Origin of the sequence: Aliivibrio fischeri ATCC 7744 = JCM 18803 = DSM 507 (assembly GCF_023983475.1) — a bacterium.
In the GTDB taxonomy this organism is placed as follows: Bacteria; Pseudomonadota; Gammaproteobacteria; order Enterobacterales; family Vibrionaceae; genus Aliivibrio; species Aliivibrio fischeri.
In genome coordinates, this window is record NZ_CP092712.1 from 382,983 (window position 1) to 406,724 (window position 23,742).

21 protein-coding genes are annotated in these 23,742 nt (G+C 36.9%); 11 read left to right on the plus strand and 10 right to left on the minus strand.

The annotated features are described in order from the left end of the window. Positions 1–4: 4 nt before the first annotated feature. Genes AVFI_RS01755 through AVFI_RS01790 form a run of 8 tightly spaced genes read right to left on the minus strand, consistent with a single transcriptional unit; the run spans position 5 to position 10,274 of the window. Entirely contained in the window at positions 5–1,210 is a 1,206-nt protein-coding gene (locus AVFI_RS01755) for a glycosyltransferase family 4 protein (RefSeq protein ID WP_188863663.1), read from the minus strand. Continuing rightward, positions 1,207–2,205: a glycosyltransferase gene (locus tag AVFI_RS01760; RefSeq protein ID WP_155662628.1), complete on the minus strand. Its 999-nt coding sequence runs from the start codon at positions 2,203–2,205 to the stop codon at positions 1,207–1,209. Before AVFI_RS01760 ends, AVFI_RS01755 begins: the two co-directional genes overlap by 4 nt. Continuing rightward, the gene (locus AVFI_RS01765; protein ID WP_188863664.1) at positions 2,198–3,577 is read right to left on the minus strand and encodes a capsular biosynthesis protein; all 1,380 of its coding nucleotides are present in this window, start codon (positions 3,575–3,577) and stop codon (positions 2,198–2,200) included. Before AVFI_RS01765 ends, AVFI_RS01760 begins: the two co-directional genes overlap by 8 nt. A 2-nt stretch (positions 3,578–3,579) precedes the next feature. Then, on the minus strand, positions 3,580–4,785 hold the full coding sequence (locus tag AVFI_RS01770) for a lipopolysaccharide biosynthesis protein (RefSeq protein WP_012533563.1): 1,206 nt from the start codon (positions 4,783–4,785) through the stop codon (positions 3,580–3,582). Positions 4,786–4,789: 4 nt separating this feature from the next. Continuing rightward, a complete protein-coding gene (locus AVFI_RS01775) occupies positions 4,790–6,970 on the minus strand; it encodes a polysaccharide biosynthesis tyrosine autokinase (RefSeq protein ID WP_188863665.1) in 2,181 nt (726 codons plus the stop codon). Positions 6,971–6,973: 3 nt separating this feature from the next. Beyond that, on the minus strand, positions 6,974–7,561 hold the full coding sequence (locus AVFI_RS01780) for a polysaccharide biosynthesis/export family protein (protein WP_054775768.1): 588 nt from the start codon (positions 7,559–7,561) through the stop codon (positions 6,974–6,976). Beyond that, positions 7,562–8,878: an outer membrane beta-barrel protein gene (locus tag AVFI_RS01785; protein ID WP_188863666.1), complete on the minus strand. Its 1,317-nt coding sequence runs from the start codon at positions 8,876–8,878 to the stop codon at positions 7,562–7,564. Further along, the gene (locus AVFI_RS01790) at positions 8,862–10,274 is read right to left on the minus strand and encodes an undecaprenyl-phosphate glucose phosphotransferase (protein WP_054775769.1); all 1,413 of its coding nucleotides are present in this window, start codon (positions 10,272–10,274) and stop codon (positions 8,862–8,864) included. Before AVFI_RS01790 ends, AVFI_RS01785 begins: the two co-directional genes overlap by 17 nt. 312 nt (positions 10,275–10,586) lie before the next feature. On the opposite strand from AVFI_RS01790, the gene AVFI_RS01795 reads away from it, so the two are divergent. Next, positions 10,587–11,120 carry a single-stranded DNA-binding protein gene (locus tag AVFI_RS01795; RefSeq protein ID WP_054775770.1) on the plus strand — a complete coding sequence of 178 codons (534 nt, stop codon included), beginning with the start codon at positions 10,587–10,589 and terminating at the stop codon, positions 11,118–11,120. A gap of 84 nt (positions 11,121–11,204) precedes the next feature. Here AVFI_RS01795 and AVFI_RS01800 read toward each other — a convergent pair whose 3' ends face one another. Together AVFI_RS01800 and AVFI_RS01805 are read right to left on the minus strand one after the other, a co-directional pair. Further along, entirely contained in the window at positions 11,205–11,513 is a 309-nt protein-coding gene (locus AVFI_RS01800) for a hypothetical protein (RefSeq protein WP_236783576.1), read from the minus strand. Beyond that, on the minus strand, positions 11,471–11,893 hold the full coding sequence (locus tag AVFI_RS01805) for a hypothetical protein (protein ID WP_236782089.1): 423 nt from the start codon (positions 11,891–11,893) through the stop codon (positions 11,471–11,473). Before AVFI_RS01805 ends, AVFI_RS01800 begins: the two co-directional genes overlap by 43 nt. A gap of 204 nt (positions 11,894–12,097) precedes the next feature. On the opposite strand from AVFI_RS01805, the gene csrD reads away from it, so the two are divergent. The 10 genes from csrD to AVFI_RS01855 all read left to right on the plus strand — a co-directional run bounded on the left by csrD (position 12,098) and on the right by AVFI_RS01855 (position 23,695). Then, positions 12,098–14,077 (plus strand): RNase E specificity factor CsrD, encoded by a 1,980-nt coding sequence (gene csrD, locus AVFI_RS01810; protein WP_188863667.1) that lies wholly within the window; start codon positions 12,098–12,100, stop codon positions 14,075–14,077. 119 nt (positions 14,078–14,196) lie between these two features. After that, positions 14,197–15,660 (plus strand): MSHA biogenesis protein MshI, encoded by a 1,464-nt coding sequence (locus AVFI_RS01815; RefSeq protein ID WP_155662634.1) that lies wholly within the window; start codon positions 14,197–14,199, stop codon positions 15,658–15,660. Then, positions 15,653–16,291 carry a type 4a pilus biogenesis protein PilO gene (gene pilO, locus AVFI_RS01820; RefSeq protein WP_017020160.1) on the plus strand — a complete coding sequence of 213 codons (639 nt, stop codon included), beginning with the start codon at positions 15,653–15,655 and terminating at the stop codon, positions 16,289–16,291. The genes AVFI_RS01815 and pilO overlap by 8 nt, the downstream gene beginning before the upstream one ends. A 1-nt stretch (position 16,292) precedes the next feature. After that, the gene (locus AVFI_RS01825; protein WP_012534271.1) at positions 16,293–16,634 is read left to right on the plus strand and encodes a hypothetical protein; all 342 of its coding nucleotides are present in this window, start codon (positions 16,293–16,295) and stop codon (positions 16,632–16,634) included. A gap of 11 nt (positions 16,635–16,645) precedes the next feature. Continuing rightward, positions 16,646–18,286, plus strand: a complete 1,641-nt coding sequence (gene mshL, locus AVFI_RS01830; protein WP_017020159.1) for a pilus (MSHA type) biogenesis protein MshL — start codon at positions 16,646–16,648, stop codon at positions 18,284–18,286. Between the two features lie 12 nt (positions 18,287–18,298). Continuing rightward, positions 18,299–19,147 (plus strand): ExeA family protein, encoded by an 849-nt coding sequence (locus tag AVFI_RS01835; protein ID WP_012533188.1) that lies wholly within the window; start codon positions 18,299–18,301, stop codon positions 19,145–19,147. Beyond that, positions 19,144–20,277 carry a tetratricopeptide repeat protein gene (locus tag AVFI_RS01840; protein WP_188863668.1) on the plus strand — a complete coding sequence of 378 codons (1,134 nt, stop codon included), beginning with the start codon at positions 19,144–19,146 and terminating at the stop codon, positions 20,275–20,277. Before AVFI_RS01835 ends, AVFI_RS01840 begins: the two co-directional genes overlap by 4 nt. Further along, positions 20,277–22,001 carry a GspE/PulE family protein gene (locus tag AVFI_RS01845; protein ID WP_005417461.1) on the plus strand — a complete coding sequence of 575 codons (1,725 nt, stop codon included), beginning with the start codon at positions 20,277–20,279 and terminating at the stop codon, positions 21,999–22,001. The genes AVFI_RS01840 and AVFI_RS01845 overlap by 1 nt, the downstream gene beginning before the upstream one ends. A 9-nt stretch (positions 22,002–22,010) precedes the next feature. Continuing rightward, on the plus strand, positions 22,011–23,237 hold the full coding sequence (locus tag AVFI_RS01850; protein WP_005417463.1) for a type II secretion system F family protein: 1,227 nt from the start codon (positions 22,011–22,013) through the stop codon (positions 23,235–23,237). A gap of 2 nt (positions 23,238–23,239) precedes the next feature. Next, positions 23,240–23,695 (plus strand): type IV pilus, mannose-sensitive hemagglutinin protein MshF, encoded by a 456-nt coding sequence (locus tag AVFI_RS01855; protein ID WP_188863669.1) that lies wholly within the window; start codon positions 23,240–23,242, stop codon positions 23,693–23,695. Positions 23,696–23,742 lie beyond the last annotated feature (47 nt).

Below are 23,742 nucleotides of genomic sequence, written 5' to 3' on the forward strand. Positions count from 1 at the left end.
GTTATTATCCTTTCAATAATTCTTGATATAGATTTAGTAAATCGTTTTTATGTTTAGTTAGCGTGTACTTACTTAAAAAACGCTCTCTTGCATTTTTTCCCATATCAATGGTTTTTACAGGTTCTTTTACCAGTAGATCCAGTTTATCAGCAAGCGCTTGAGCATTACCGGCTTCAAATAAATAGCCGTCAATCTCATCTCTAATTTGTTCTGGTATCCCACCAATTTTTGAACCAATAACTGGCTTTCCATAAGACATGGCTTCTATCACTGACATCGAGCAGTTTTCATAACACTCTGATGGGACAATCACGGCTTTAGCTTCTTTAATTAGCGTTAAAAGCTCTCCACCACTTTTAAAACCAAGTAGCTCTGCTGTGGGGTAATTATCTTTTAATTGATTAAATTCAGGACCATCTCCAACGATTTTTAAGCCAGCTTTCTCTGTCATTAATTGATGAGCTTCTGCTAGCGTAGGAACTCCTTTTTCTTGACTTAAACGCCCAAGATAAAGGTAGTAACCACTATCTTTTATTCCCTCTAAAGAAACGTTTTCATCAATACCATTAACGATGACTTCAATGCGGTTATGTGGCAGTTTTTGTTGAATGAATCGTCCTAAAAAGCGACTTGGAGAAACGATAGCATCTAGATATTGATAATTTTTGCTGATTTTTTGATATATCGCTTCTACAGATAATAAAAAGCTTTTACTTAGAGACCCTTCTTGGCAGCGATACTTAGTCGCATTCCAAACTGAGCCATGAACACAAGCTTCACATGTATGGCCATTGCGGTACATGGTGTAGCTTGGACAAGCTATTTTAGTATCGTGGGCAGTAAGTACTGTTTTACAGCCAAACTGCTTAGCTACTTTAATAATTGATGGTGTGAGCTGATGATAGATATTATGAAAATGCACCAAGTCGGGCTTTTCTTGTTCTAATAGAGCCTGCAACTTTTCACATGCTTGTCGGTTATGAATGAAATTCATAGCTGTTGCTAGTTTATCTTTTATGGTCTGCTTCTGATAATAATCGACATTTTGAACAAAAAACTCAGAGTATTCTGATTCAATATTTTTCTCATGCTGCATCGAGAACTCAACAATTTTTACTCCTTCAGAAAGGAGCATATCTCGTTCTTGGAAGTAAACCGTTTCTGCGCCACCTTTCATAAAAAAGAATTTATTAACTAATAGAATTTTCATTTTTTACCCTCGTTAATAACGGTATGTGGTGGTGGTGTTTTTGGGTCTTTTAAAGGGATAAATAATCCTCTAATTAATCCTGCTGCAAAGACTGAAAGATTTAATACGCTTTGAAGGGCATCTCTGATAGAGCGATTTTTTAGTGTTTTTAATCCGAGGAAAGCGAATAAAGGTAAGGAAGTCGCTCCAATTAACATCGGATTAAACGAAAATAGTGAGGCGAATAGAATAAATAAATAAACAGCAAAGATAGCTTCATTCTTAATGGTTTTTAGAGCATGTGAAAATAATGGCGTCCCAAAAGCGCCTTTCACTAATTCTCCTGGAGCAAAAAGGTAACCGCCTTTCCAGCGATGTTTCATTAATGCTAATGATGACATGGTATATGATGTATGGAAAAAATAAGGAACATCAAGTCGATGTAATTTATATCCTGCGTGAGTTAAACGCATTCCAAGCTCTGATTCTTCATAAGCATGAAGGTTGCGATTGGTTAAATACCCAATCTCATCAATGGCCGTTTTTCGATAAAGACCGCCACCACCTAAATGTGAGCAATCACCGATAGGATAAATTTGATGCAGGCGCTGTTTACGAGATTTAAACTCATAACTATCAACATCATCCATTTCTACAGAACCGGCAACACCTGCATATTGAGTGTTTTCAAGTAAGAAGGAGACACCTTGTTTAATAAATCCTGATTCCAATTCCATATCACCATCAAGAAGTAGCAGGAAATCACCTTCACTATAAAGGTAACCAAGTTGATGTCCTACACCGCAACAACGATCTTCTGGTTCAGTAAGAGAAACAACCGTTACGTTCATTTTGGTGGCGATATCTTGAGTGTTGTCGGTAGACAAACTATCCGCAACAATAATTTTATGAGGGAATACCCCCATATTTTTTTTGATACTGGAGATAGTTTTCTCTATGCCTGCTTCTTCATTATAAGTCTTGATAATGACTGAGATAAATGGAAGTTTAGTCATGGTTTTCTGCCGCCGTGATCAGTGATTTTCGGATCACTAGGTTTGAGCCTAATGATAAGTAAAAAAGAAATTGAAGCATGGGAACAAGCATCAATATTTGACTATATGGAAGGCTTAATAAACACCCGATGGCAAATGCATTAAATGCTGGCGGGTAGCTCATTAACCTGATGTCTTCTTTGGCTACATCCTTGCGATTAAATAAGGGAGTAGGTTTACAGACCTTAAGGATATAGATTGTCATTGAAATGAAAAAAAGCGTACCTATGATGCCTAATTCCCACAAAAGAACACTGAGAGCTGTTGAATCGAGAATGACATTAAAAACCACATTTAAAAAACCGGGAGCTACAGCACTACCGTGGTTGGTGGTATTTAACCCATAACCAAATAATGTACTTGGTAAACCGAATAAATCGTTATGCTCTAACCAAAAGAAAATAGTGGTCATTCGGCCTAGCTCACCTGATGGCATGATGTAGTTGGGATCAAAAATATATTCTAATGAATCAATAAATATATCTAACGGTCCTTTGGTTGGGTCACTACCAAAAGCCGATGAGTAAGAGAGAGAAAGCAGTAAGATAGCGATACTCATAAGTAGTAGCATGCCACTCACAATAGCTAAGATAATTTTAATATCATAACTTTTCATTCCCTTAATATAACTTGGAGAAAGCCATACATAAGCCAGTAGAATTGGGGAGAGTAAAATGACAAATTTAATCTCACCTAAAATACAGAGAGTAAAGGCGGCACCAATATGTAAAATCGTCGATTTTATTGTTGTTAAACCATGCTTATATTCTGAAAGTTTTAATAGCATTATTAATAAACAGAATAATCCCATCGCAGCGGTATTCCCTCCACCCATAGGGTCGCCACCAAAGGTTCCTACGACGGAATCCCACTTTTCAAACTCACCTTCAGATGCAACCCGTTGGGGTAAAATAACAAACACTTGATATAAGACGACGGGAAATTGAGCATAGAAAATCCAATAGAGTGTTTTCGTTACTCGGTAGATTTGTGATTCACGACAAAATCGAAGTAATAAACAAAACAGTATTAATGAGAGTGCAAGTTCATTCTTTAGACCAACGATTGTTATCGTAACTCCGTTTTGTAAGTAAGTACTAACTAAGGCTATACCAAAAAAACCAAGAAAGAGTATCAATATGATCATTTCTTTATGGTCTAAATTCAGGGGAGAATAACGAACTTGTAGTAATAATAACCCCGTCATGGCGAAAGCGAGCAAAAACGGTAGCCATAAAACAGCAGAAACACCTGTAAAATATTGTGTCGAGCCGCAAAAAATAAGAGTAAATATGGCGTAGATTTGAAGATATAAGCCCGTGTTCATTTTCATTATTAAGCATCTTCCTTAGCTAAAAGGTGTGCTCTTTTGTTTACTTTTAAATAAATAAAGGCGTAACGAATAAAGGATAAGACCGCAAATAATAAAACAGAATAAGCGTAATCTTTGTGGAAGTAAGGAAATACAACAAAAGCGAGCACGATTACTAGTAATTGCTCAATTTGAATGCGAAGGAAATATTTTGGTGAACCAAATACCAATTCAATCACTGTTAGAGGACACACTGCCAGTGCCGGTAATAAATAAGGAAGCATATAGCGAGAGGTTGGTACCGAGCTTAGCCATTCATCATTAAAACCTAATTGCATGATTAAAGGATAAAAAATTAATACACCAGCGGTCGCGATTAAACCTAATACCAATAACATTAAGCGAACTTTTTTAAACTCTTGAAAATTGAAGGTGTTATTTCGAAAATCAATGGACCACTTAGAAAAAATAGAGTTTCTGACCGCATTACCAACAATGGTCACTGGAGCCAAACAAAAGCGATTAACAACAGCAAAATAGCCAGCGGTTAATGGAGAAAACCAAAAGTTAATTAATAGTGTCGGTAGGTTATTGTTGGCCATCGCAAGTACTTCTGCACTCCCAATCCCTGATAAATGAGCTCGGTTTTCTTTAATAAATGCTAAATTATTTGAAAGCGAAAAGTGAGATATTGAAATTTGAGTAAATGAGACTGAATAGGTTAGCCATGCACAGATAAGGAATAATAATCCGGCTGCCCAACAAAAATAGAATAACTCGATATTCGGAGTAAGGAATATAGCGCCGATAACCAATAATGAAACAGAGATTCGTTGGAAGGCTAATAAACGGATATTTTCTACGCGTAGCAATAAGTTTTCAGATACAAGAATCCAAGCATGACAAAGCGTTAGAACATAGAGTATGTATCCATTTTGCTCAAAAAATAGCGTCATGATGTAGCTGTAAGGAAGAGCAATAAGCATACTTTGAAGTAACGAGAATACGATATTTTGCGATAAAGTATGGTCATTTTGCTTTGGTAACAATAACTGTGATGCAAAAGTACAAATTTGAGCCCCAATTAAAACAATACTGTACACAAGTGCGTAAATGCCGACCTGTGACATATTGTATTTATGAGATATCAGCCAAATTGAAACTGCACCAATGATCTGAGAAATCACTGATGCTCCTGCTATTGTAGTAATACTTTTTAGCAAGCTCATATTATTAACCTAAAACGTCATCATTTTGGTGGATTAATTGTTGCTTGGCTTCTTCTGTTTCTAATTCGTCGTTTTGAACATCAGTAAGTATTACACCCATAATTGGTGTTTGAACTTGTCTAACTTTTTCAATGTTAGCAAGGATATGATTAGCACTTAGTTCACCTGCTTGCACAGTGTAAATTACACCGGATAGATGGCGAGCGATTAGTTGAGCATCTTTGCTTTCTGTCATTGCTGGTAAATTAACGATAACTTGTTCAAATTGCTTGCTTAACTCTTTTAGTTGGTTACTTAGCTCTTCTGAAGCTAAGGTGATTAATGGTGTTTCTGTTAATGTGCCACGAGGTAAAAATGTTAAGTTATTTTCAATTTTTATTAGACAATCGTTGATTGGGTGTTTTTGTTCTAATGCCTCTGCTACACCCATTACTGTGGATGTTGGGACCGTTTCGAAATCATCACTATTCTCTGCTTTTTTAGTATCAACCTCGTTTTCTTTCTGCATTAGGATTGCTTCAGTTAACGAAATTTCCTTTCTATAATCTAAATCAATAAGTAAGGTTGAGCGGTCTTGTGAGAATGAATATGCAAGTAGATAGCTATTTAGTTCATTGCTTTCAGTCGATTCAGTTGATGCTAAACCAATGATAGGCCAAGGCTTATCATCTAAAAGAATGGTTGTACGAATAGCATGAACAGTTTCTGCTGAATAACTATTTTTAAAGAAGTTTTTAGTAAATAAAGCCAACTCATCAATATAATTTAGACTGATTAGCTCCCCTATACCTTGTAAGCCTAAGCGAGTATTAACTTGAGTTAAATTATTGATTGATTTGTTTAATGCTGATTTTATGATGATAAATAGAAGACTAAAAATGATCGTCATAGCACAAACCATAATTAACAAGAGTGCTTTATTAGGTTTGCTTGGTTTGTGAGGTGGTGTAGCAGCATCAAGTAAACGAGCAACCGGTTCACGATATAAAACGGTTAGTTCTTGTTCTTTGCTGCGTAAAAATATTTTTTCATACAGTTCTTGAGTTTTATCAAGATCTACTTTCATTGTATTATAAGTATCTTTTTTTGCTGCTAATGCAGTGAAATCTTTTTTCTGCTCAGCAAGTAAAGCTCTGTATTTGTTTTCTCTCTCAATCGCAGCTTGATATTCTTTGTATAATCCTGTTTTAAGTTCTTTTAAAAGAGCAGTTGTTTGGAGTTCAATCGCTTTTATTTGAGCGTTAGCTTCTAATATTTGACGGTTTTTAGGACCATACATTTTTTGAAGATCGAATAAGGTGCGTTTTGCTTGAATTAACGCAATTCTAAGATCTTGTAATTGAGCATGGTTAGAAATACTTGGTAAAGTAGCAACGTCTTCTAGAGGGTAGCCGAGAGCTTCGCTTATTGTGTTGTAATTAGCTTTGGCAGTGATTCGTTTTTCTTTGGCCGTTGCAAGTCGATCGTTAACTAACGCTAATTGTTCTGTTTCAAAACCATCAACACCTTGATAGGTAAGTAATCCATTATCTGACAAGAACTTATCAATATCGGCTTTCTGTTGTTTAATTTTCTCTTTTAGCTCACTCATACGAGTGTTATTCCACTGTTGAGCTTGTTGAGTTTTTTCTATTTTTCTTTGTTCTTGTTGCTCGATATAGCTTTCAACGACAGCATTAGCAACTAATGCTGACATATCGGAGTCTTTAGATTCATAAGAAACATGAACTAATTGGCTAAAACGTACTGGAGAGATAGAGAGCTTTTTCTTGATTGCTTTTACTATTGAATAGAGTTGCTCTTCTTCAGATTGAGGGATATTTTCGTCTTTATCCTCAGCTTCAAAGATTGGACTATTAATAAGATCTAATTTTTTAGCGGCTGCTTCAATAACGGTTTTTGATTGAAGTAATTCCGCTTGAGTTGGGTAGTATTCAGCTTGAGTTGCATCAAAGTCTTCTACTTGATCAATTGGAGTGGAGTTATCTGTTTTAGCTTTTAAAACGATAGTTGCCGTTGCTGTATATTGAGGTGTCATTCCGTTAATTAACGGAAATGCAGCCAATGTTATAGCCAAAACAACGAGTAGCACGCGCAGACGATATTTTTTAAACTCTTTTAAAAAGTTCGAAAAATCGATTGTACTTTCTAGCTTTTTGCCATTTTCAATAATTGATAGTGCCATAATTTAGAAAAAACTCTGTTCAATGATAACTACATCGCCCGGACCTACAGGGTAGGTTGGAGCCACATCTTCGATTAACTCATTTGTTGCTGCTGAGCGTACGTTTATAGAATCTCGATCTGATCTATCTGTGAAGCCACCAGCCATAGCAATAGCTTGCTCAACAGTTAAACCAGGCTGAAATTCGTATCCATTTGGATTTGCCACTTCACCACTGATAAAGAACTTGCGAAATGCTTCAATACTGACGGTTACCATTGGTTGTAGAATATAGCCGTCAGCTAATCTTGCTTCGATATCTTCTTCAATTTGCGTAGGGGTTCTACCTGATAGTTTTATTTCACCAAGATAAGGGAAATTAACATAGCCTCCACGGTGTATTTTTAGGCGAGTTGTCATTTCTGGTTCTTTGAAAACTGAAATTTGAATAGTGTCCCCAGCACCTAAAATATAACCAAGATCTTCTTTCGGTTGGGATTGTTCAGCTTTTGCTTTTTCTTGTGTATCAGAAGGCGTGTCTTGAGCTTCAGATGCAAATGCATTAGAAACAAAAGATAGAAATAGGCAAAAAGAAATAAATAAGGGTTTCATCTAAATTTGCACCTTAGTTGTAAACATAATAAGTGATTTATCATAGCCTAACGTTTGAGTAACCGTTTCGACTGAATTAATGGTGAAATCATCGAATTCCTTATTGGATTCATTCACAAGTTGTTGGTAGCTCAGTTCAAATTGAATCGAAGGTCTAAATTTATAGGTAATTTTAGCTATAGCTTCTGTTTTTGTTTCAACTTTATCTGAGCTTTTATCTTTATCTGCGCTGGTTTTATAGCGGTAACCCAATGTGGTGGAAAGTCTACTCGACCACCAAAAATGTTCCCAATTGGTTCCATATTCAGTATTTAAAACATAGCCACCAATTTCTGTAGGATCCTCTACTGATTGATCTGTGTAAAAATGAAAACTAGAGTGTCTGACTGGGCTCCATTTAATGTCTATATCCCAGTTTAACCCTCCAAAATGTTCAGAATCAGGGTTATTAGGAAAGTCCTTATAGAGCCAAGCAATATTGGCATCAATAGTTGTTTTTCCTGTTCTGATCGTTTTAATGCCAGCGATAAAAAACGTTTCATTCGTGTCTTTAAGGTTATTAATTTTGTAATGCCTTAAGTTACTAACAATAGAATAACGAAACCGAGTTCGACTGGATGCTTGATCAAATAGTTCAATAGTGAACGTGGTTTGATCCCACTCTTGATCTTCTATGTATTGGTTAAAGTTATAGATACTCCCAGATGCAGAATTGGAAGTTCTGTCATCATAAGTGAAGTCTTTGTATTGAACTGCAAAGCTTAACTTTCCAATACTATCTTGCTTATCAATACTATAGCGTAATTCTGTATGAAACATGTTTGTTTCTAAAACATCAGTAATACCATATTTTTGAAACTGTTCAGCAGATAAGCCATCAGTTAACCCTTCGCCTCGGTTTTCATGACCAATTGTATTTTCTATGGTGAAAAGTAAATCGTTGTTCAATCCTTTTTTCCATGAGCCAATAAACGCAATGTGGTGGTCATAGTAATCATCGGATGTATTATTTTCTTGGTACTGTCTATAGTCGCCAGTGTATTGCAAGGTATAGACATCTGCATTATGAACCCCTTTTAGTTGGACAAAGGGCTTAACATTAAAGAAATCAGATTGTACATGTGGCGTATGGTCTGATTGATAATTTACGTTATCATCATAGCCATAATCTACCGCTACATTACTTTGGTATTCTACGCCTGCCGGGCCGATATGTGGTTTTGGTGTTAGATAAGCATAACAAGAACTGCTTACTAATGAAGTAGTAAGCAGTATAAGTTTGTTGAAAGATATGGGCGTTTTAGTAGGCCGTATCACTCACAAATCCTTTAAAAACAGTTAAGAAAATAATCTTAAGGTCCATTGATAGAGACCAGTTTTGTAAGTACTTAATATCATACTCTACACGCTTTTCCATCTTATCTAATGTATCGGTTTCTCCACGGTAGCCATTGATTTGTGCTAGCCCTGTAATACCGGGTTTAATTTTATGTCTTACCATGTAATTGTCGACTAATACTCGGTACTCCTCATTATGTGCAACAGCATGAGGTCGAGGGCCAACAATAGACATACTTCCTTGTAATACATTAATAAACTGTGGGAGTTCATCTAATGATGTTCTGCGAATAAAACTCCCAAAGCGAGTCACCCTAGGATCATTTTTGGTCGCTTGAGTAACTACTTCAGAATTTTCCATCACTTTCATTGAACGGAACTTCCAAACTTTAATTTTTTTACCACCTAGGCCATATCTGTCTTGTTTAAATAGAATAGGACCTGGAGAGCTTAATTTCACACCTAAAGCGACAATACATAGAACCGGTAGGATTAATAATGTAATTAATGAGCCGATAACAATATCTTCAATGCGCTTAATGATCGCTCCTAGCCCTTCAAACGGTGAGCTGAAAATACTAAATGTATGTACATTTCCAATGCGTTTTATTTGTGAAACGCTTAATTTATACGTGTAGAGATCTGGAACAATGTAAGCATTAACGGTTGAGTTTGATAATTGATGAATGATGTCTTTGATACGATCTTTAGCCACCATAGGCAGTGCAATATACACACTTTGAATTTCATCATTTTTTACTTTTTCAATCAGCTCTGAGACTTTACCAGCATAACCGCTTTTATTTACATAACTAAAACGACTGCTTGAACGGTCATCATAAAACTCAATACTAACTTTTTGATTTTTGTATTTTGAAATTAGTGCTTGTTCAATTGAAAGGCCTGCAGGTGTTAAACCAATGATCGCGATCTTATTGGTCTTTAATCTTGGTATTACAATGTAGGTGTAGCTTAAGGTGCAAATTGTTCGAGAAAGAGAGAGCACACACCAAACACAAATATACCAAAGAAGGGATATATGCGAGTTTAGATTGCTGATCTTCATGCCTTCTAAATTTGCGAGACGAAGCTTTAATATAAAAAATATTGATACAGTAAGGAGTAAAGAGAAAGTTAGCCTTAAAAGATATTTCTTTAACTCAATTTTTGTATTAATAGTGTAGAGACCCGAATATTCGCTAATAAGTAGAAAAATAGTAGAAAATAAGAGACCCGCAGATAGATCGACTGCGGTTTCTTCAAGCCCATAAAAAGATAGAATAGAGGTCAGTAATAAGTTAATTGCTATAAAGTCAAATGCCTTTGTTAAGGTACGATAACTATCACTTATCATTTTTATATTTTGTTGTTTCATATCGCTCCTGGGCATTAGGGGGAGTAATCACCATTATAAATGATGAATAAACTTGTAAAGTTAGCGTTTCGTCAAAAAAATGACATCATATATTTTGATAGTTGGGAGCGCAATCTCATCTTTTGCGAACTTGATGAATTTTATAATAAATTGAACGTTAAATTGTGAGAAATTACTCTCTAATTTTTATTACTATAGTATGCTTTCTCCGTTTAGGGGTATCAGATTTCACAATGAACGTGTTAGACTGATGACTACTGTATATATAACCGGGTGAAAACCGTTTTCCCCCTTAATAATCTGGAGCAAACTATGGCCAGCCGTGGTGTAAATAAAGTTATCCTTGTTGGTAACTTAGGGCAAGATCCTGAAATCCGTTACATGCCAAGTGGCGGTGCGGTAGCGAATATTACAATTGCAACGTCTGAAACTTGGCGTGATAAGGCAACTGGTGAGCAACGTGAAAAAACAGAATGGCACCGTGTTGCTCTGTTTGGCAAATTAGCAGAAGTTGCTGGTGAGTACTTACGTAAAGGCTCTCAAGTTTACGTTGAAGGTCAATTACAAACTCGTAAATGGCAAGATCAGAATGGTCAAGACCGTTTTACAACAGAAGTGGTTGTTCAGGGCTTTAACGGCGTAATGCAAATGCTTGGTGGTCGTGGACAAGGTGCTCCAGCTGGCGGTCAACAACAGCAAGGCAATTGGGGCCAGCCTCAACAACCTGCGCCACAGAATAATTTTGCGCCTCAGCAACAGCAGGCTCCTCAACAACAAGCTCCACAAGCAGCTCAACCTCAATATAATGAGCCGCCAATGGATTTTGATGATGACATTCCGTTCTAAGAATCGGACGTGTGTTAACTGATTTAAAATAAAAAAGCCTCGATGATATCGAGGCTTTTTTCTATCTGTTAGTTATCTGGCATTCTAATCTTTTATTTGAATAGAAAGAGTTGGAAACTGCTCAGATATGTAAGTTGTTGCCGTGTAGATTAATGTTGCAATACCAAGCATTTCAAGGGTTTCTTCAATGCTGTAACTTATGGCATAAACTAACGCATCTGTACCGTGTTGCTCTGCAATTTTTCCACCAATGAGCTCCATAACTAGAGCGCCAGAAACATAAATTACACCAGCAAGAATTAATCGATTTCGGGTCTTGATAGGAAGTCTAAATAAAAATTTAAAATAGGTTAAGCCAAAACTAAAAGCAATGCCGCATAAGGAATAACCCATGCAAAATAGAGAATTCCTGTTGTATTTAATGAATTCCGAACTGGTCCTACTAACATCTCATGCAGCTCGGTCATTTCATCTAAAGCTAAAAATAAAAAGATAGCGCTTAACCCAGCCCAAGCTAGATATTTTTCACTTTTATTAAAGTGTACATAAGCAATAAGCCCTAAAAGAAGGCTTGCGAAAATCATGGCACAAGATGAGTATAACGTTGGGATGTTCATTTCTTTATCCACGTTAAAGAGGCGAATAATGGTTTCCATATGAGAGTACGATAAAAAGTGCTCAGAAATGATGGCAAAACCATTTGCTATAACAAGGAGTGCGATAATTGAAATAAAAAACATAAATAGCTTTTTGGAATTAAGTTCAATATTCACGTTAATACCTTAAATGTAGGTTAATGGGTTAAGTTGGTTTACTCGGGATTATATTAAGTTTCGTGTTAGCAACGTGGCGCATTGTATAGAGTTATTCGTAAAATATTTGTATTATATCTAATACGTATTTAGAGAATGTTCTAAATTTATCAATGAATTTGTGTCTTAATTCACAATCTATTTTCTTCAAGGAAGAAGAGGTTAATGAGAAAAACACCTAGTTTACGTTTAAGTAACCGCTTAATTTCGTTTGTTACTCTAATGGTTTCTGCCGCAATATTTATATTGTTTATTGGTGGTACTATATCGGTTAAACAAATTGGCACTGAGTACCTCGATCATTATTTAACAGGGGTTGTTACTGCTGTCGATGAAGAGTTAGTGAACCCTGAAAAAGCGAAATCCATGGAAACGTGGCTACCAAAACTACTGAAAGCCAGTAATGTGGTTAGCATGGAGCTGTCTTCTTCTACTGGGCCTATATACTCTTTTCAAAGCTTGGCTATTATTCCTGATGATAGTTTGTTGTACCACAAAACACTTCCACTACAAATTAATAAAGGATATGAAATTTCCTTTAAGTCAGTACCTCCTTACAGTGCTTTTACTTATTCATTGGGAGCTCTTTTTTCTATTACTGCTGCCATTGCTGTTATCGTTGTTTCACTTTTATGGGGTGTTGTTTGGCTGAGAAAACAACTACATGGCTCTGAGTTATTAGAAGAAAGAGGCAGGATGTTATTGGCAGGGAAACTTGACGATTACTCTATTGGTAGTGAAGAAGAATGGCCAGCCACGGCAAGTTTAGCATTAGATAATATTATTGCAGAATTAAAAGATGCAAGAAAAGAACGCAGCCGTTTTGATACCTTTATTCGAACTCATACTTTTTTAGATCAATTAACGGGCTCGGCGAATAGAGTGTTATTTGATAGTAAATTAGAATCTATTTTGCAGGAATCTCAAAGCCAAGGGGTTTTATTATTACTCCGTATTAATGGCTGGGAGGAATTGGTTGAAGAGCAAGGAAATGCTGTTGGTGATGAGTTAATTGTTGAGGTAGGAAAGCAATTAAATAATATCATGCAGCGTTACAGTGACAGCGTGCTTTCTCGTTATTATCAATCGGATTTTGCTTTATTGGTTCCTCAGCAATCGTTGAAAGAAGCAAAATCATTAGCAGCTCAATGTTTAAAATTAATAGAAAAGATTAACCCACCTAGTAGTTTGGACCGTGATAATTGGTGCCATATTGGGGTTAGTATGTTTGTAAGTGGTGAACGACGTGGTCGTTTAATGGAAGAGCTTGATATGGCTCATCGTAGCGCTTTACTTCAAAACAATAACACTTGGTCGTTATTTAAAAAGCAGCAGCAATTAGCAGAGAGTTTAGGCAGTGTTCGATGGAGAACCTTATTTGATGCTATTTTTCAGCAAGATAAATTAATTATTTATAAGCAATCAACTTTTTTATTTGAGGGTAATGAACTTGTCCCTCTTCATTTAGAGCTATTTTCACGAATAAAAGATGAAAATGGTGTTCAAATTAAGGCTTCACGTTTTTTACCTGCAATTAAGCAAGTGGGGTATCAAGTTAAACTTGATAGTGCGGTTTTAAAACAAGTTTTCCCTCTATTAAGTGACCCTGAATTAAGCCAACATTCGTTTTCTGTTCATTTACAGGTTAAAAGTATTACTAATGCGGCATTTATCCGTCAATTAAGAAATCGTTTATTACAAACGCCAAGAGCGCAGCTTCAGCGGTTAAGTTTTGAGTTAATTGAAGGTCAGGTTGTTACCTATTTAGATGCTGTAAGACCCGTCGCAAAAATGTTAAAAAGTTTTGGTTGTCAATTGGTGGTTGAGCAAGCGGGAAGAACAATTGTAAGTACTCATTATATTAAAGATTTGAATGTTGATTTTGTAAAACTTCACCGTAGTTTAATGAAGGACATTCATCAAAGATATGAGAATCAATTATTTGTTCGTAGTTTGTTGGGAGCATGTGAAACCACGGGGGCTCAAGTGATTGCTGTTGGTATTGAAAAAGAAAAGGAATTTAGTTTATTAAAAGATCTTGGCGTTGAAGGTGGGCAAGGACGATTTTTTGAATCAGAAACGGCTTTATATCATCGTCAAGAAAAGATATCCATACCTAAAAGAAGAAGCCGTTGGGGTAAATAAAATTCTCTTATTTTGTTAATAACGGTCGTATCCTAAAAGAATAGAATGTTGTATGATTGCGCGTCACTTGTGTTCTTTATAAGAACGTTGTAAGTAAAGTAAGAAAAGTCGAGCAATCAATGAAAATGATGGATGCATTCAAAAAGCTGAAACTATCTCGTTCAGTAAAAACTACTACGTCAATTGTAATATTGCAGGGTGGTATTTATATTGCGAAAAGTGATGGATTTGATGAGCTTAAAGAGCATTATTTTACTCCAACAAGCCAGCCTCAAGCGTGGAAAGACGTTATTGTTGAAGCATGTGAAAAGGCTGGAGTAACCAATTCTAGTGCTAATGTAATCTTAGGATCTCACCTATATCAATCTTTCCAAATAGATAATCCTAACTTACCAAAAGAAGAGTTAACGGGTGCTTTACCATTTTTGGTAAAAGATCTTATTACCGATCGTATTGCTGATATTGTTGCTGATGGTATAGAAACGATAAATGGCAAGCTACAGGTTTATATCTCTCAAGTTGCTACGCTTCACACATTGATTGACTCATTAAGTCCTCTTTCGATTCAAATAAATAATGTGACTCCAGATGAACTACTTTGGGCTTATTCTCAGCCTGAAGACGGTGGCTTTATGTTATTAAATCATAGTCAATCTGCTGATTTTAAGCTGTTAGCGTTTAATAATGGACATCTACATCTTAACCGTTCTTTACGTGGTATTGTTGCACCATTAACGGGCGACCAAACTAATAGTTTTCAAATGGACAGCTTGGCATTAGAGTTGCAGCGCTCCCTTGACTACTTAAGCTCTCAATTGCATGGCGTAAGTATTAATAATTTGTATTTCCGTTGCGATGATGAAGATGATGCGCTTTTAGCGCTTGAGCTACAGAATCGATTGGGTGTGCAGGTTGCTTCACTACTTATTGATGAACCAAGAGCCTTTCGTTCTGGTGAGGTTTTAGCTTGGTTAGCTTTATTTAACACTCCAAATATTAATTTATTTCATGAAAGCCTTAAGCCTAAAGTTGATTATTTTACATTACAAAATGTGATGATCAGTTGGGGGATAGGACTAGCATTAAGTATTGCTGTTGTTGGGTATTACCAATGGCAAATTTACAATCTAGAGGCAACGATAAACGCGAATTCATTAAAAGAAAGTAGTTATAAACAAGAATTAGCGACGTTAAATAAAAAATTAGAGAGCCACAAACCTTCGGCAGCTAAGTTAGCTGCGATTAAGCGATTAAATGATGATATTCAATCGAAAAAAGCCTCGTTAAAGGTGATTGATAATTTTGATGAGGGAATGCAAGTAGGCTACTCGGGTGTGATGAGTAGCTTGACTCAACTAGGAAAAGGAAACATCTCGCTTAATAAAATTTATATCTCTGGCGATAAGGTTAATTTTGCTGGTTATGCTCGCACACCTGATGTTATTCCTCGCTGGGTTCAGAGTTTTGATAGTGAGTTACATTTAGTTGGACGAACTTTTGATCAACTTGAAATAAAAACAGACGATAAAGGTCTGGTGTCATTTATTCTAAATACTAAGGCATCAGAGGGTAATCATGAGTAATTGGAATCAAGTAAAAGAGAAATTTGGTGCTTTGTCGCAAAGAGAAAAAGTACTCATTACATTGGTTGGTTGGGTTGCGGTAATCTTTATTTCATTAAGTTTGTTTATTGAACCTAAAATTGAGCAATATCATCAATCTCAACAAAAAGTAGTGCGTATTACTAATTCTATTTCATCTCTAAAACAGCAGATAGAATTAGCTGAATTTCGTTTAAAGAAAGATCCTAATGTTGAAATCAATAAACAATATCAGCAATTAATGATAGAGAGTCAGGATTTAGCTGATCTGCTTTTTAGTCGTGTCGCGTCATTGGTTTCTCCAAGCCAGATGGCTTCTCTATTAGAAAAAGTATTAAAGAAATCGTCAAAGTTAAAGTTACAGTCTATGACCACATTGCCATCTGAACGCTTGCTTGATGAAAATAATAATGCAGGTTATTACATTCATCCGGTGAAGATTGTGTTGTCTGGAGAATATTTTGATATTGAAGAGTACCTCTCTCACTTAGAGGCGCTACCTGTAAAATATTACTGGCGAAACTTCCGTTATGAAGTGAAAAAATACCCTATTGCAGAAGTCACAATCGAAGTTTATACCCTTGGGTCAAGTCGCGGGTTTATTGGTGGTTAATATGAAAAATCGCTTTTTAGTTTTTATTCTTATGTCTTTACCGCTTTCTGTATCTGCATCTGAAGCGGTATTGGGGCATGATCCTACAGAACCATTAAGTTGGAGTACCCCTGCTCCAGTTCAAAAAAAGGTAATAAAAAAACGTCAATATTTCCCTTCTTTGCAAGCAATAAATTGCAATGCAGAGTCTGATTGTTATGCCGTATTAGATGATAAATCAATGAAAAGAGGCGATAAAGTTTCTGGTTATACATTATTAACAATTGGTGAAGAAAGCGTTTCGATTGGTCGTGCGGGTAAGCAATGGCAACTTTCTCTATTTCCACAAAATATTAAAAATTAAGGTTTGCAGTAATGAAAGTACGTAATGTCATCATTGGTTTCATGGTTGCCTCTTTAACGGGTTGCTCAATGGGTCATCGTGATCCTGTTGAAATTAAGCAGACCTTAGATAAATCCATTAATGAAAATGGTGGTCAGCTACTTGCTGATTTACCCGCTTCGGTGCAAGCTGATTTAATGCCTGATCTAAACACGCCTCATGTTGAGGTTGAAGAGCCAGTTAAACGTTTCAGAGTCAGAGCAAATGGTGTAGGCGCAAAAGCATTTTTTACGAGTTTAGTGAAAGGAACTGAATACAGTGTCGTTATTCATCCTCAGGTTTCTGGTCGTATTACGATGAATTTGAGTGATGTTACGATGGATGATGTGCTTTCATCGGTTGAAGACTTATATGGTTACGATATCGTTAAAGCTGGAAAAGTATTACAAGTTTACCCTGCGACGATTCGTACAGAGACTATTCCTGTTGATTATTTACAGCTTACTCGTAAAGGACGTTCATTAACGACGATTACAACAGGTTCGATTACCAATTCGGATAATAATTCATCAAATAACAATAATTCAAGTTCTAAATCGAACAATAATTCATCATCTTCGTCATCTTCTGCTACAGGTGGAACTGAGATTGAAACCACGAGTGAGAGCGATTTTTGGAAAGAGTTAGAAACAGCTATTTCTGTGATGATAGGAAATGGAGCTGATCGAAGTGTTGTTGTATCTCCTCAAGCGAGTGTTGTTACCATTACTGCCTCTCCTGATGAATTACGTAAAGTTAAACAATTTTTAGGAACTTCTCATAAGCGATTACAACGTCAAGTGATCCTTGAAGCTAAATTACTTGAAGTCACATTAAGTGATGGTTATCAACAAGGTATTAATTGGTCTAATTTGACTGCATCGTTAGGTGGAACTGATGTTGTTTTTGGACAGACTCCAGGACTTGTTCAAGGCGCATTGCCTGGAATGGATACCATTGGAACATTATTAGGTGGTCAAACAAACATTACGGTTTCAGATGGTAACTTCCAAGCCGTATTAAGTTTTATGGATACTCAAGGTGACTTAAATGTCCTTTCAAGTCCAAGAGTGACTGCTGCAAATAACCAAAAAGCGGTGATTAAAGTTGGTCGTGACGAGTACTACGTAACTGAAGTATCAAGTGTTACTGGTAGTGGTGACAACTCTAATGCTTCTCCAGAAGTAACATTAACGCCTTTCTTCTCTGGTATTTCTTTAGATGTAACACCTCAAATCGATGATAAAGGCAATGTCATGTTACATGTTCACCCATCAGTTATTGATGTGGAGAACGAGGTAAAAGAGATTGATTTAGGTGATGTTGGTGGCGTACTGAAATTACCATTAGCTAAAAGCTCTATTCGTGAATCAGACTCTGTGATCCGAGCGAAAAGCGGTGATGTGGTTGTGATTGGTGGTTTGATGAAATCACAAACGGTTGACCAAGTATCGAAAGTTCCATTATTAGGTGATGTTCCTGCTCTCGGGCATTTATTTAGAAATGTCAGTCAGTTAACTCAAAAAACGGAATTGGTTATTTTATTAAAGCCAACGGTTGTCGGTGTAGATACTTGGCAAGAAGAATTAGAACGTTCTCGTGACTTATTACAAGAATGGTTCCCAGACGAGTAATCAAAAACTGACATGTATGAAGCTCACTTTGGGTTAAAGCAGTTACCATTTACGCTGACACCCAATACCTCACTGTTTCATGGGTTATCGCCTCATTATGAGGCGATTCATACTGTGTTGTCTGCGATTTCGATGGGTGAAGGGATTATCAAGGTTACAGGTGAGGTGGGAACCGGAAAAACATTAGTCTGCCGAATGTTGATTAATGAGTTACCGTCTAATGTAGAATTACTTTACCTTCCTAATCCGGTAATGAATGGCCATGAACTTCGACAAGCTTTAGCAAAAGAGTTATGGCTTGATCAAAGTGGTGATGATATTGCACTGATTGATCGTATCCATGAAAAAATTATTGATCTACATGCCGAAGGGAAGTTAGTCGTAGTATTCATTGATGAAGCTCAAGCCCTAAGTGATGAAGCATTAGAAACATTACGCTTGTTTGGCAACTTAGAAACGGACTATAAAAAATTGCTACAGATAGTGCTGTTTGGGCAACCTGAATTGGATGAGAGATTACAACAACATAACTTAAGACAATTAAGGCAAAGAATAACGTTTTCTGCTTTATTGAGAGCATTAAATTTGAATGAAACCGTCGCTTACATTCGATATAGGATAGCTGAATCTGGATGTGAGAATAATCCATTTTCACTTGTTCAAATGAAAGCGATATGGAAGGCAACAAATGGTATTCCTCGCTTAATTAATCAGGTTTGTCATAAATCTTTGTTAATTGCCTTTTCAGAGCAAGTGAATAATGTGCCTTCAAAAGCCGTGTTTAACGCCATTATTGATACGGCTGATACTGTTAAACCTAAGCATTACTTCCCAACATTTTGGGGATGGAGAGTTTCGTGAGTGTGACTAATAAAGCGTTATTAAATATAACTCAACAAAATGAAAACAAAGAAAAACAGCACTCATTATCTCCTGCGGATATACCGAATGTTGAGTCAAAATACAAAGCATCGTTTTTCTTTGCTATTGGTGTATTTAGTTCTTTGTCGTTAATTGGATGGTCAACATTAAGTGCATCGACAGAGCAAAATGTAGATCTGCAAAAGAGTGCTCATACTCAGCAGCAAGCGCTAACAACAGAAGTGAGTGAACACTCTCCGAGTAATATTAAAACAGATCAATTATTGATTTCACCAACGAAAAAAGAATCAACATTAGCTGTGAGTTCTATTTATGCGGAGAAGCCAATATCGGTGGATAAGATTGAAATGACAGCTTCGGTTCGTAGTCAGTCTACTCAGAATCGCTCTATAGTGGATAAACCACAATTGATGACATCGACAGAGGTCGTTAAACCAACATCAAAGTCGACATCAATTGTTCCGGCAACGCCAAAAGAGCAAGCACAAGCTAATGAAATGTTGCAAGTTGAAGAAGTTGAATTACTGCCATCAGAGTTAGCTCGTAGAAGCAGAGAAGCGGCTAAAAAAGCATTAGATAGATCCGATTTTAAAGCGGCGATGAAAGAGTATTACACCGTACTTAAGTATCAACCTAGTGATGAAGAGTCACGAAAAAGACTCGCAGCTTTGCTTTATGGTAAACGTGATGTGAGTGAAGCAGCAGCCATTCTTCAACAAGGCATCAAACTTAATGATGACAGTGTAGAGTTAAGATTAGCGCTGTCGAGTCTATTACAAAAAGAACAGCAGCCAGAAGCCGCTCTTTCTGTATTGGAGTATATTCCTGTTGGTGCACCAGTTGACTATCTTGCAACCCGTGGTGGCTTAGCTCAACAGTTGAAGTTGATGGACTTAGCAAAAGAAAGTTATCAAATGTTGGTTAACCAAGAACCAGATAATGGCCGTTGGTGGTTAGGTTTAGCTATTGTTTATGAAAGGGAAGCAAAAGTGAAATCGGCTTATGAAGCATACCAGACAGCATTAATTAAGCCGGGTTTATCTCGCTCGTCTCAAGCGTTTGTTCGTGATCGCATTAAATTATTAGCAACAATGGAAGGAATTGAGTAATGCGTCTTAAGTTAAGAAAAAGACTTGGTGATCTATTAGTCGAAGAAAACATTGTTACTGAAGAGCAAATCGAACAGGCTCTTTCGACTCAAAAGAAAACAGGCCGAAAGTTAGGGGCAACATTAATTCAGTTAGGTTTCCTGAGTGAAAAACAAATGTTGACGTTTTTATCTCAGCAGTTGGGTGTCCCTTTAGTTGATTTGAACCGTGCTGAAATTGATGCGGCAGCCGTGCAGTTGTTGCCTGAAGTGCATGCTCGTCGCTTACGTGCATTAGTACTTAGCCAGCAAGGCAATACGATTCGAGTTGCCATGAGTGATCCTGCTGATCTATCTGCTCAAGAAGCCTTGTTTTCACAGCTTCAGCAATATCAAGTAGAAATGGTCATTGCTTCTGAAAGACAGCTCGTTGATAGCTTTGATCGTTTCTATCGTAGAACCAAAGAAATCGCTTCATTTGCTGAGAAGTTGCATTCAGAACACCAAGTAAACGACGATTTTAATTTTGGTATATCAGATAACGATAATGAAGAAGTAACCGTTGTTAAGCTGATTAACTCATTATTTGAAGATGCGATTCAAGTTGGTGCTTCAGATATACATATTGAACCGGATGAAAGAGTCCTACGTTTACGTCAGCGTATTGATGGGGTATTACACGAAACATTATTAAATGAAGTTAATATCGCATCAGCATTGGTTTTACGTTTAAAACTGATGGCGAATTTGGATATTTCTGAAAAACGTTTGCCACAAGATGGACGATTTAACATCAAATCTCGTGGTCAGTCTGTGGATATTCGTTTATCGACAATGCCAGTTCAATATGGTGAGTCGGTTGTTATGCGTTTATTGAATCAGACATCTGGCGTTCAAGAGCTAGAACAATCTGGATTACCGGAACATTTACTTACTCGTCTGCGTAAACAACTTCGTCGTCCACATGGCATGATCTTAGTTACGGGGCCAACAGGTTCTGGTAAAACGACAACATTGTATGGTGCTTTAAGTGAATTAAATCAACCAAGCAAGAAAATCATTACAGCAGAAGATCCGGTTGAATACCGTTTACCTCGTGTTAATCAGGTACAAGTAAATAGCAAAATTGATTTAAGCTTTTCAAAAATTTTAAGAACGTTTTTACGTCAAGACCCGGATATTATCCTTATTGGTGAAATGCGTGATCAAGAAACTGTGGAAATTGGTTTACGTGCCGCTTTAACTGGTCACTTAGTGTTATCTACATTACATACGAATGACTCGGTTGATAGTGCATTACGTATGATGGATATGGGAGCGCCAGGTTATCTGGTTGCTAGTGCCGTTCGTGCGGTATTAGCGCAACGTCTAGTTAAAAAAGTGTGTCCAGAGTGCTCCGCTCCTGATGAGTTAGATGAAGCGAGAAAACAGTGGGTACAAAGCCGTTTTCCAAATCAAGTCGGAGTAACTTTCCAACGTGGAAATGGATGTCAAAGTTGTAATTTGACAGGCTACCGTGGCCGTATTGGTGTGTTTGAATTACTAGAGTTGGATCAGCCAATGATGGATGCATTAAGAGCAAATGATGCGGTTGGCTTTTCACAAAAAGCACGTCAAAATCCTGATTATAAACCACTGCTTGCCTCTGCTATGGAGCTTGCGATGAGTGGTGTGATTAGCTTGGATGAAGTAATGGTATTAGGTGAAGGAGATAATGCATCTTCTCATCAACCAATATTGATGTAGGCATAAATCATGGCAATTTTTAAATACAGTGGAAGAAACCTTCGAGGTGAGTCAGTTTCTGGTTCAATTGAAGCGACATCTCAAGAATCTGCTGCTGAACAGTTGATGAATGATGGAGTGATTCCTACAGGGATAAAAGCCAATAAATTTGGTGGAACATCTCGCTCCATGGACTGGAAAAAATGGTTGCAGCCGAGCATTCCTTTAGAGGTTTTAGTTATTTTTTGTCGCCAAATGTACAGCTTAACTAAAGCGGGTGTGCCTCTACTGAGAGCAATGAATGGTTTAGCTCAGAACAGTAATAACAAATTATTAAAAACAACATTGGAAGAGGTTACTGCTGATTTAACTAATGGGCGAAGTTTGTCTGTATCTATGCAGCAACACCCACAAGTGTTTAGCTCTTTGTTTGTTTCAATGATCCATGTTGGTGAGAATACCGGTCGATTGGATCAATCTCTCATGCAATTGGCTAATTACTACGAACAAGAGATGGAGACCCGTAAGCGAATTAAGTCAGCAATGCGTTATCCCGTATTTGTTTTAACTTTTATTTTGCTTGCGATGTTTGTACTAAATATCAAAGTGATCCCTCAGTTTGCAGGGATGTTTGCTCGTTTTGGTGTGGAATTACCATTGCCAACTCGAATACTTATCGCAACATCGAGTTTCTTTGTTAATTATTGGCATTTATTAATTGGCGTAATGACTGGCGCGATGTTTGCTTTTCAAGCTTGGATTAGTCGAGCTGAAGGCCGAGAAAAATGGGATAAATTTCGATTACGCTTACCGATTGTTGGTGGAATTGTCACTCGAGCTCAAATGTCTCGTTTCTCAAGAACATTTGCACTGATGTTGAAGTCGGGGGTTCCATTAAATCAATCCCTTGCATTATCAGCAGAGTCTCTAGGGAATAAATATTTAGAGAACCGATTACTAGAGATGAAAGCTGGCATTGAATCGGGTACCAGTATGTCTGCGACAGCGGCACAAAGTGGAATCTTTACTCCTTTGGTACAACAGATGATTGCGGTTGGCGAAGAGACGGGTCAAATAGACGATTTACTATTGGAAGTCTCTGATTTTTATGATCGTGAAGTGGATTATGATTTGAAGACGCTAACTGCACGAATTGAACCTATTCTATTGGTCATTGTGTCGGGGATGGTATTGATTTTAGCATTAGGTATTTTCTTACCGATGTGGAATATGTTGGATGTAGTAAAGGGAACCTAATTATGTCAGCAACCCGGATTTTATGGGGCGCGCTTGTCATTATTTTACTGGCTGTGATTTTTATTAATTGGGAGAAAATCGAACCCGAAGTAGAAGATACAGCAATCATTATGACAAGTAGAGAGATACTCTCTTCGGCAAATGAGTTTAAAAATTATTGGGTTGTTAACGGGCAACCTAAGACAATGGTAAAAGATGATATAGAAGTCAGTTTCAGCTCTTTAGGGTGGCCGATAGTACTTAAAGAAAATGATGAGATTGACTGTCTGCAGTGGTTACATCTTTTGTTACCCAATAAAGACAAAATTTATGCGGACAGCATCGAAATTAAAAAACCAGAATTAGTAAAAAAAGAGCAGTATCGTTGTGACTATAGTATGGCAAATGGTAAGGTGGTTTCGGTAATGTTAGTAAAAGATGCATTAAAAGTAAGTGTCGGATTTATAGATAAAAAATAAGTGGCAAATTTTTGACGAACGCCGTATTTTTTTTTGTATAATCCCTT

What these genes read in the sequence shown, in the direction of transcription:
- AVFI_RS01755 (WP_188863663.1), bottom strand. Translation starts at nt 1,210, where the DNA reads ATGAAAATTCTATTAGTTAATAAATTCTTTTTTATGAAAGGTGGCGCA.
- AVFI_RS01760 (WP_155662628.1), bottom strand. Translation starts at nt 2,205, where the DNA reads ATGACTAAACTTCCATTTATCTCAGTCATTATCAAGACTTATAATGAA.
- AVFI_RS01765 (WP_188863664.1), bottom strand. Translation starts at nt 3,577, where the DNA reads ATGAAAATGAACACGGGCTTATATCTTCAAATCTACGCCATATTTACT.
- AVFI_RS01770 (WP_012533563.1), bottom strand. Translation starts at nt 4,785, where the DNA reads ATGAGCTTGCTAAAAAGTATTACTACAATAGCAGGAGCATCAGTGATT.
- AVFI_RS01775 (WP_188863665.1), bottom strand. Translation starts at nt 6,970, where the DNA reads ATGGCACTATCAATTATTGAAAATGGCAAAAAGCTAGAAAGTACAATC.
- AVFI_RS01780 (WP_054775768.1), bottom strand. Translation starts at nt 7,561, where the DNA reads ATGAAACCCTTATTTATTTCTTTTTGCCTATTTCTATCTTTTGTTTCT.
- AVFI_RS01790 (WP_054775769.1), bottom strand. Translation starts at nt 10,274, where the DNA reads ATGAAACAACAAAATATAAAAATGATAAGTGATAGTTATCGTACCTTA.
- AVFI_RS01795 (WP_054775770.1), top strand. Translation starts at nt 10,587, where the DNA reads ATGGCCAGCCGTGGTGTAAATAAAGTTATCCTTGTTGGTAACTTAGGG.
- AVFI_RS01800 (WP_236783576.1), bottom strand. Translation starts at nt 11,513, where the DNA reads ATGGGTTATTCCTTATGCGGCATTGCTTTTAGTTTTGGCTTAACCTAT.
- csrD (WP_188863667.1), top strand. Translation starts at nt 12,098, where the DNA reads ATGAGAAAAACACCTAGTTTACGTTTAAGTAACCGCTTAATTTCGTTT.
- AVFI_RS01815 (WP_155662634.1), top strand. Translation starts at nt 14,197, where the DNA reads ATGAAAATGATGGATGCATTCAAAAAGCTGAAACTATCTCGTTCAGTA.
- pilO (WP_017020160.1), top strand. Translation starts at nt 15,653, where the DNA reads ATGAGTAATTGGAATCAAGTAAAAGAGAAATTTGGTGCTTTGTCGCAA.
- AVFI_RS01825 (WP_012534271.1), top strand. Translation starts at nt 16,293, where the DNA reads ATGAAAAATCGCTTTTTAGTTTTTATTCTTATGTCTTTACCGCTTTCT.
- mshL (WP_017020159.1), top strand. Translation starts at nt 16,646, where the DNA reads ATGAAAGTACGTAATGTCATCATTGGTTTCATGGTTGCCTCTTTAACG.
- AVFI_RS01835 (WP_012533188.1), top strand. Translation starts at nt 18,299, where the DNA reads ATGTATGAAGCTCACTTTGGGTTAAAGCAGTTACCATTTACGCTGACA.
- AVFI_RS01845 (WP_005417461.1), top strand. Translation starts at nt 20,277, where the DNA reads ATGCGTCTTAAGTTAAGAAAAAGACTTGGTGATCTATTAGTCGAAGAA.
- AVFI_RS01850 (WP_005417463.1), top strand. Translation starts at nt 22,011, where the DNA reads ATGGCAATTTTTAAATACAGTGGAAGAAACCTTCGAGGTGAGTCAGTT.
- AVFI_RS01855 (WP_188863669.1), top strand. Translation starts at nt 23,240, where the DNA reads ATGTCAGCAACCCGGATTTTATGGGGCGCGCTTGTCATTATTTTACTG.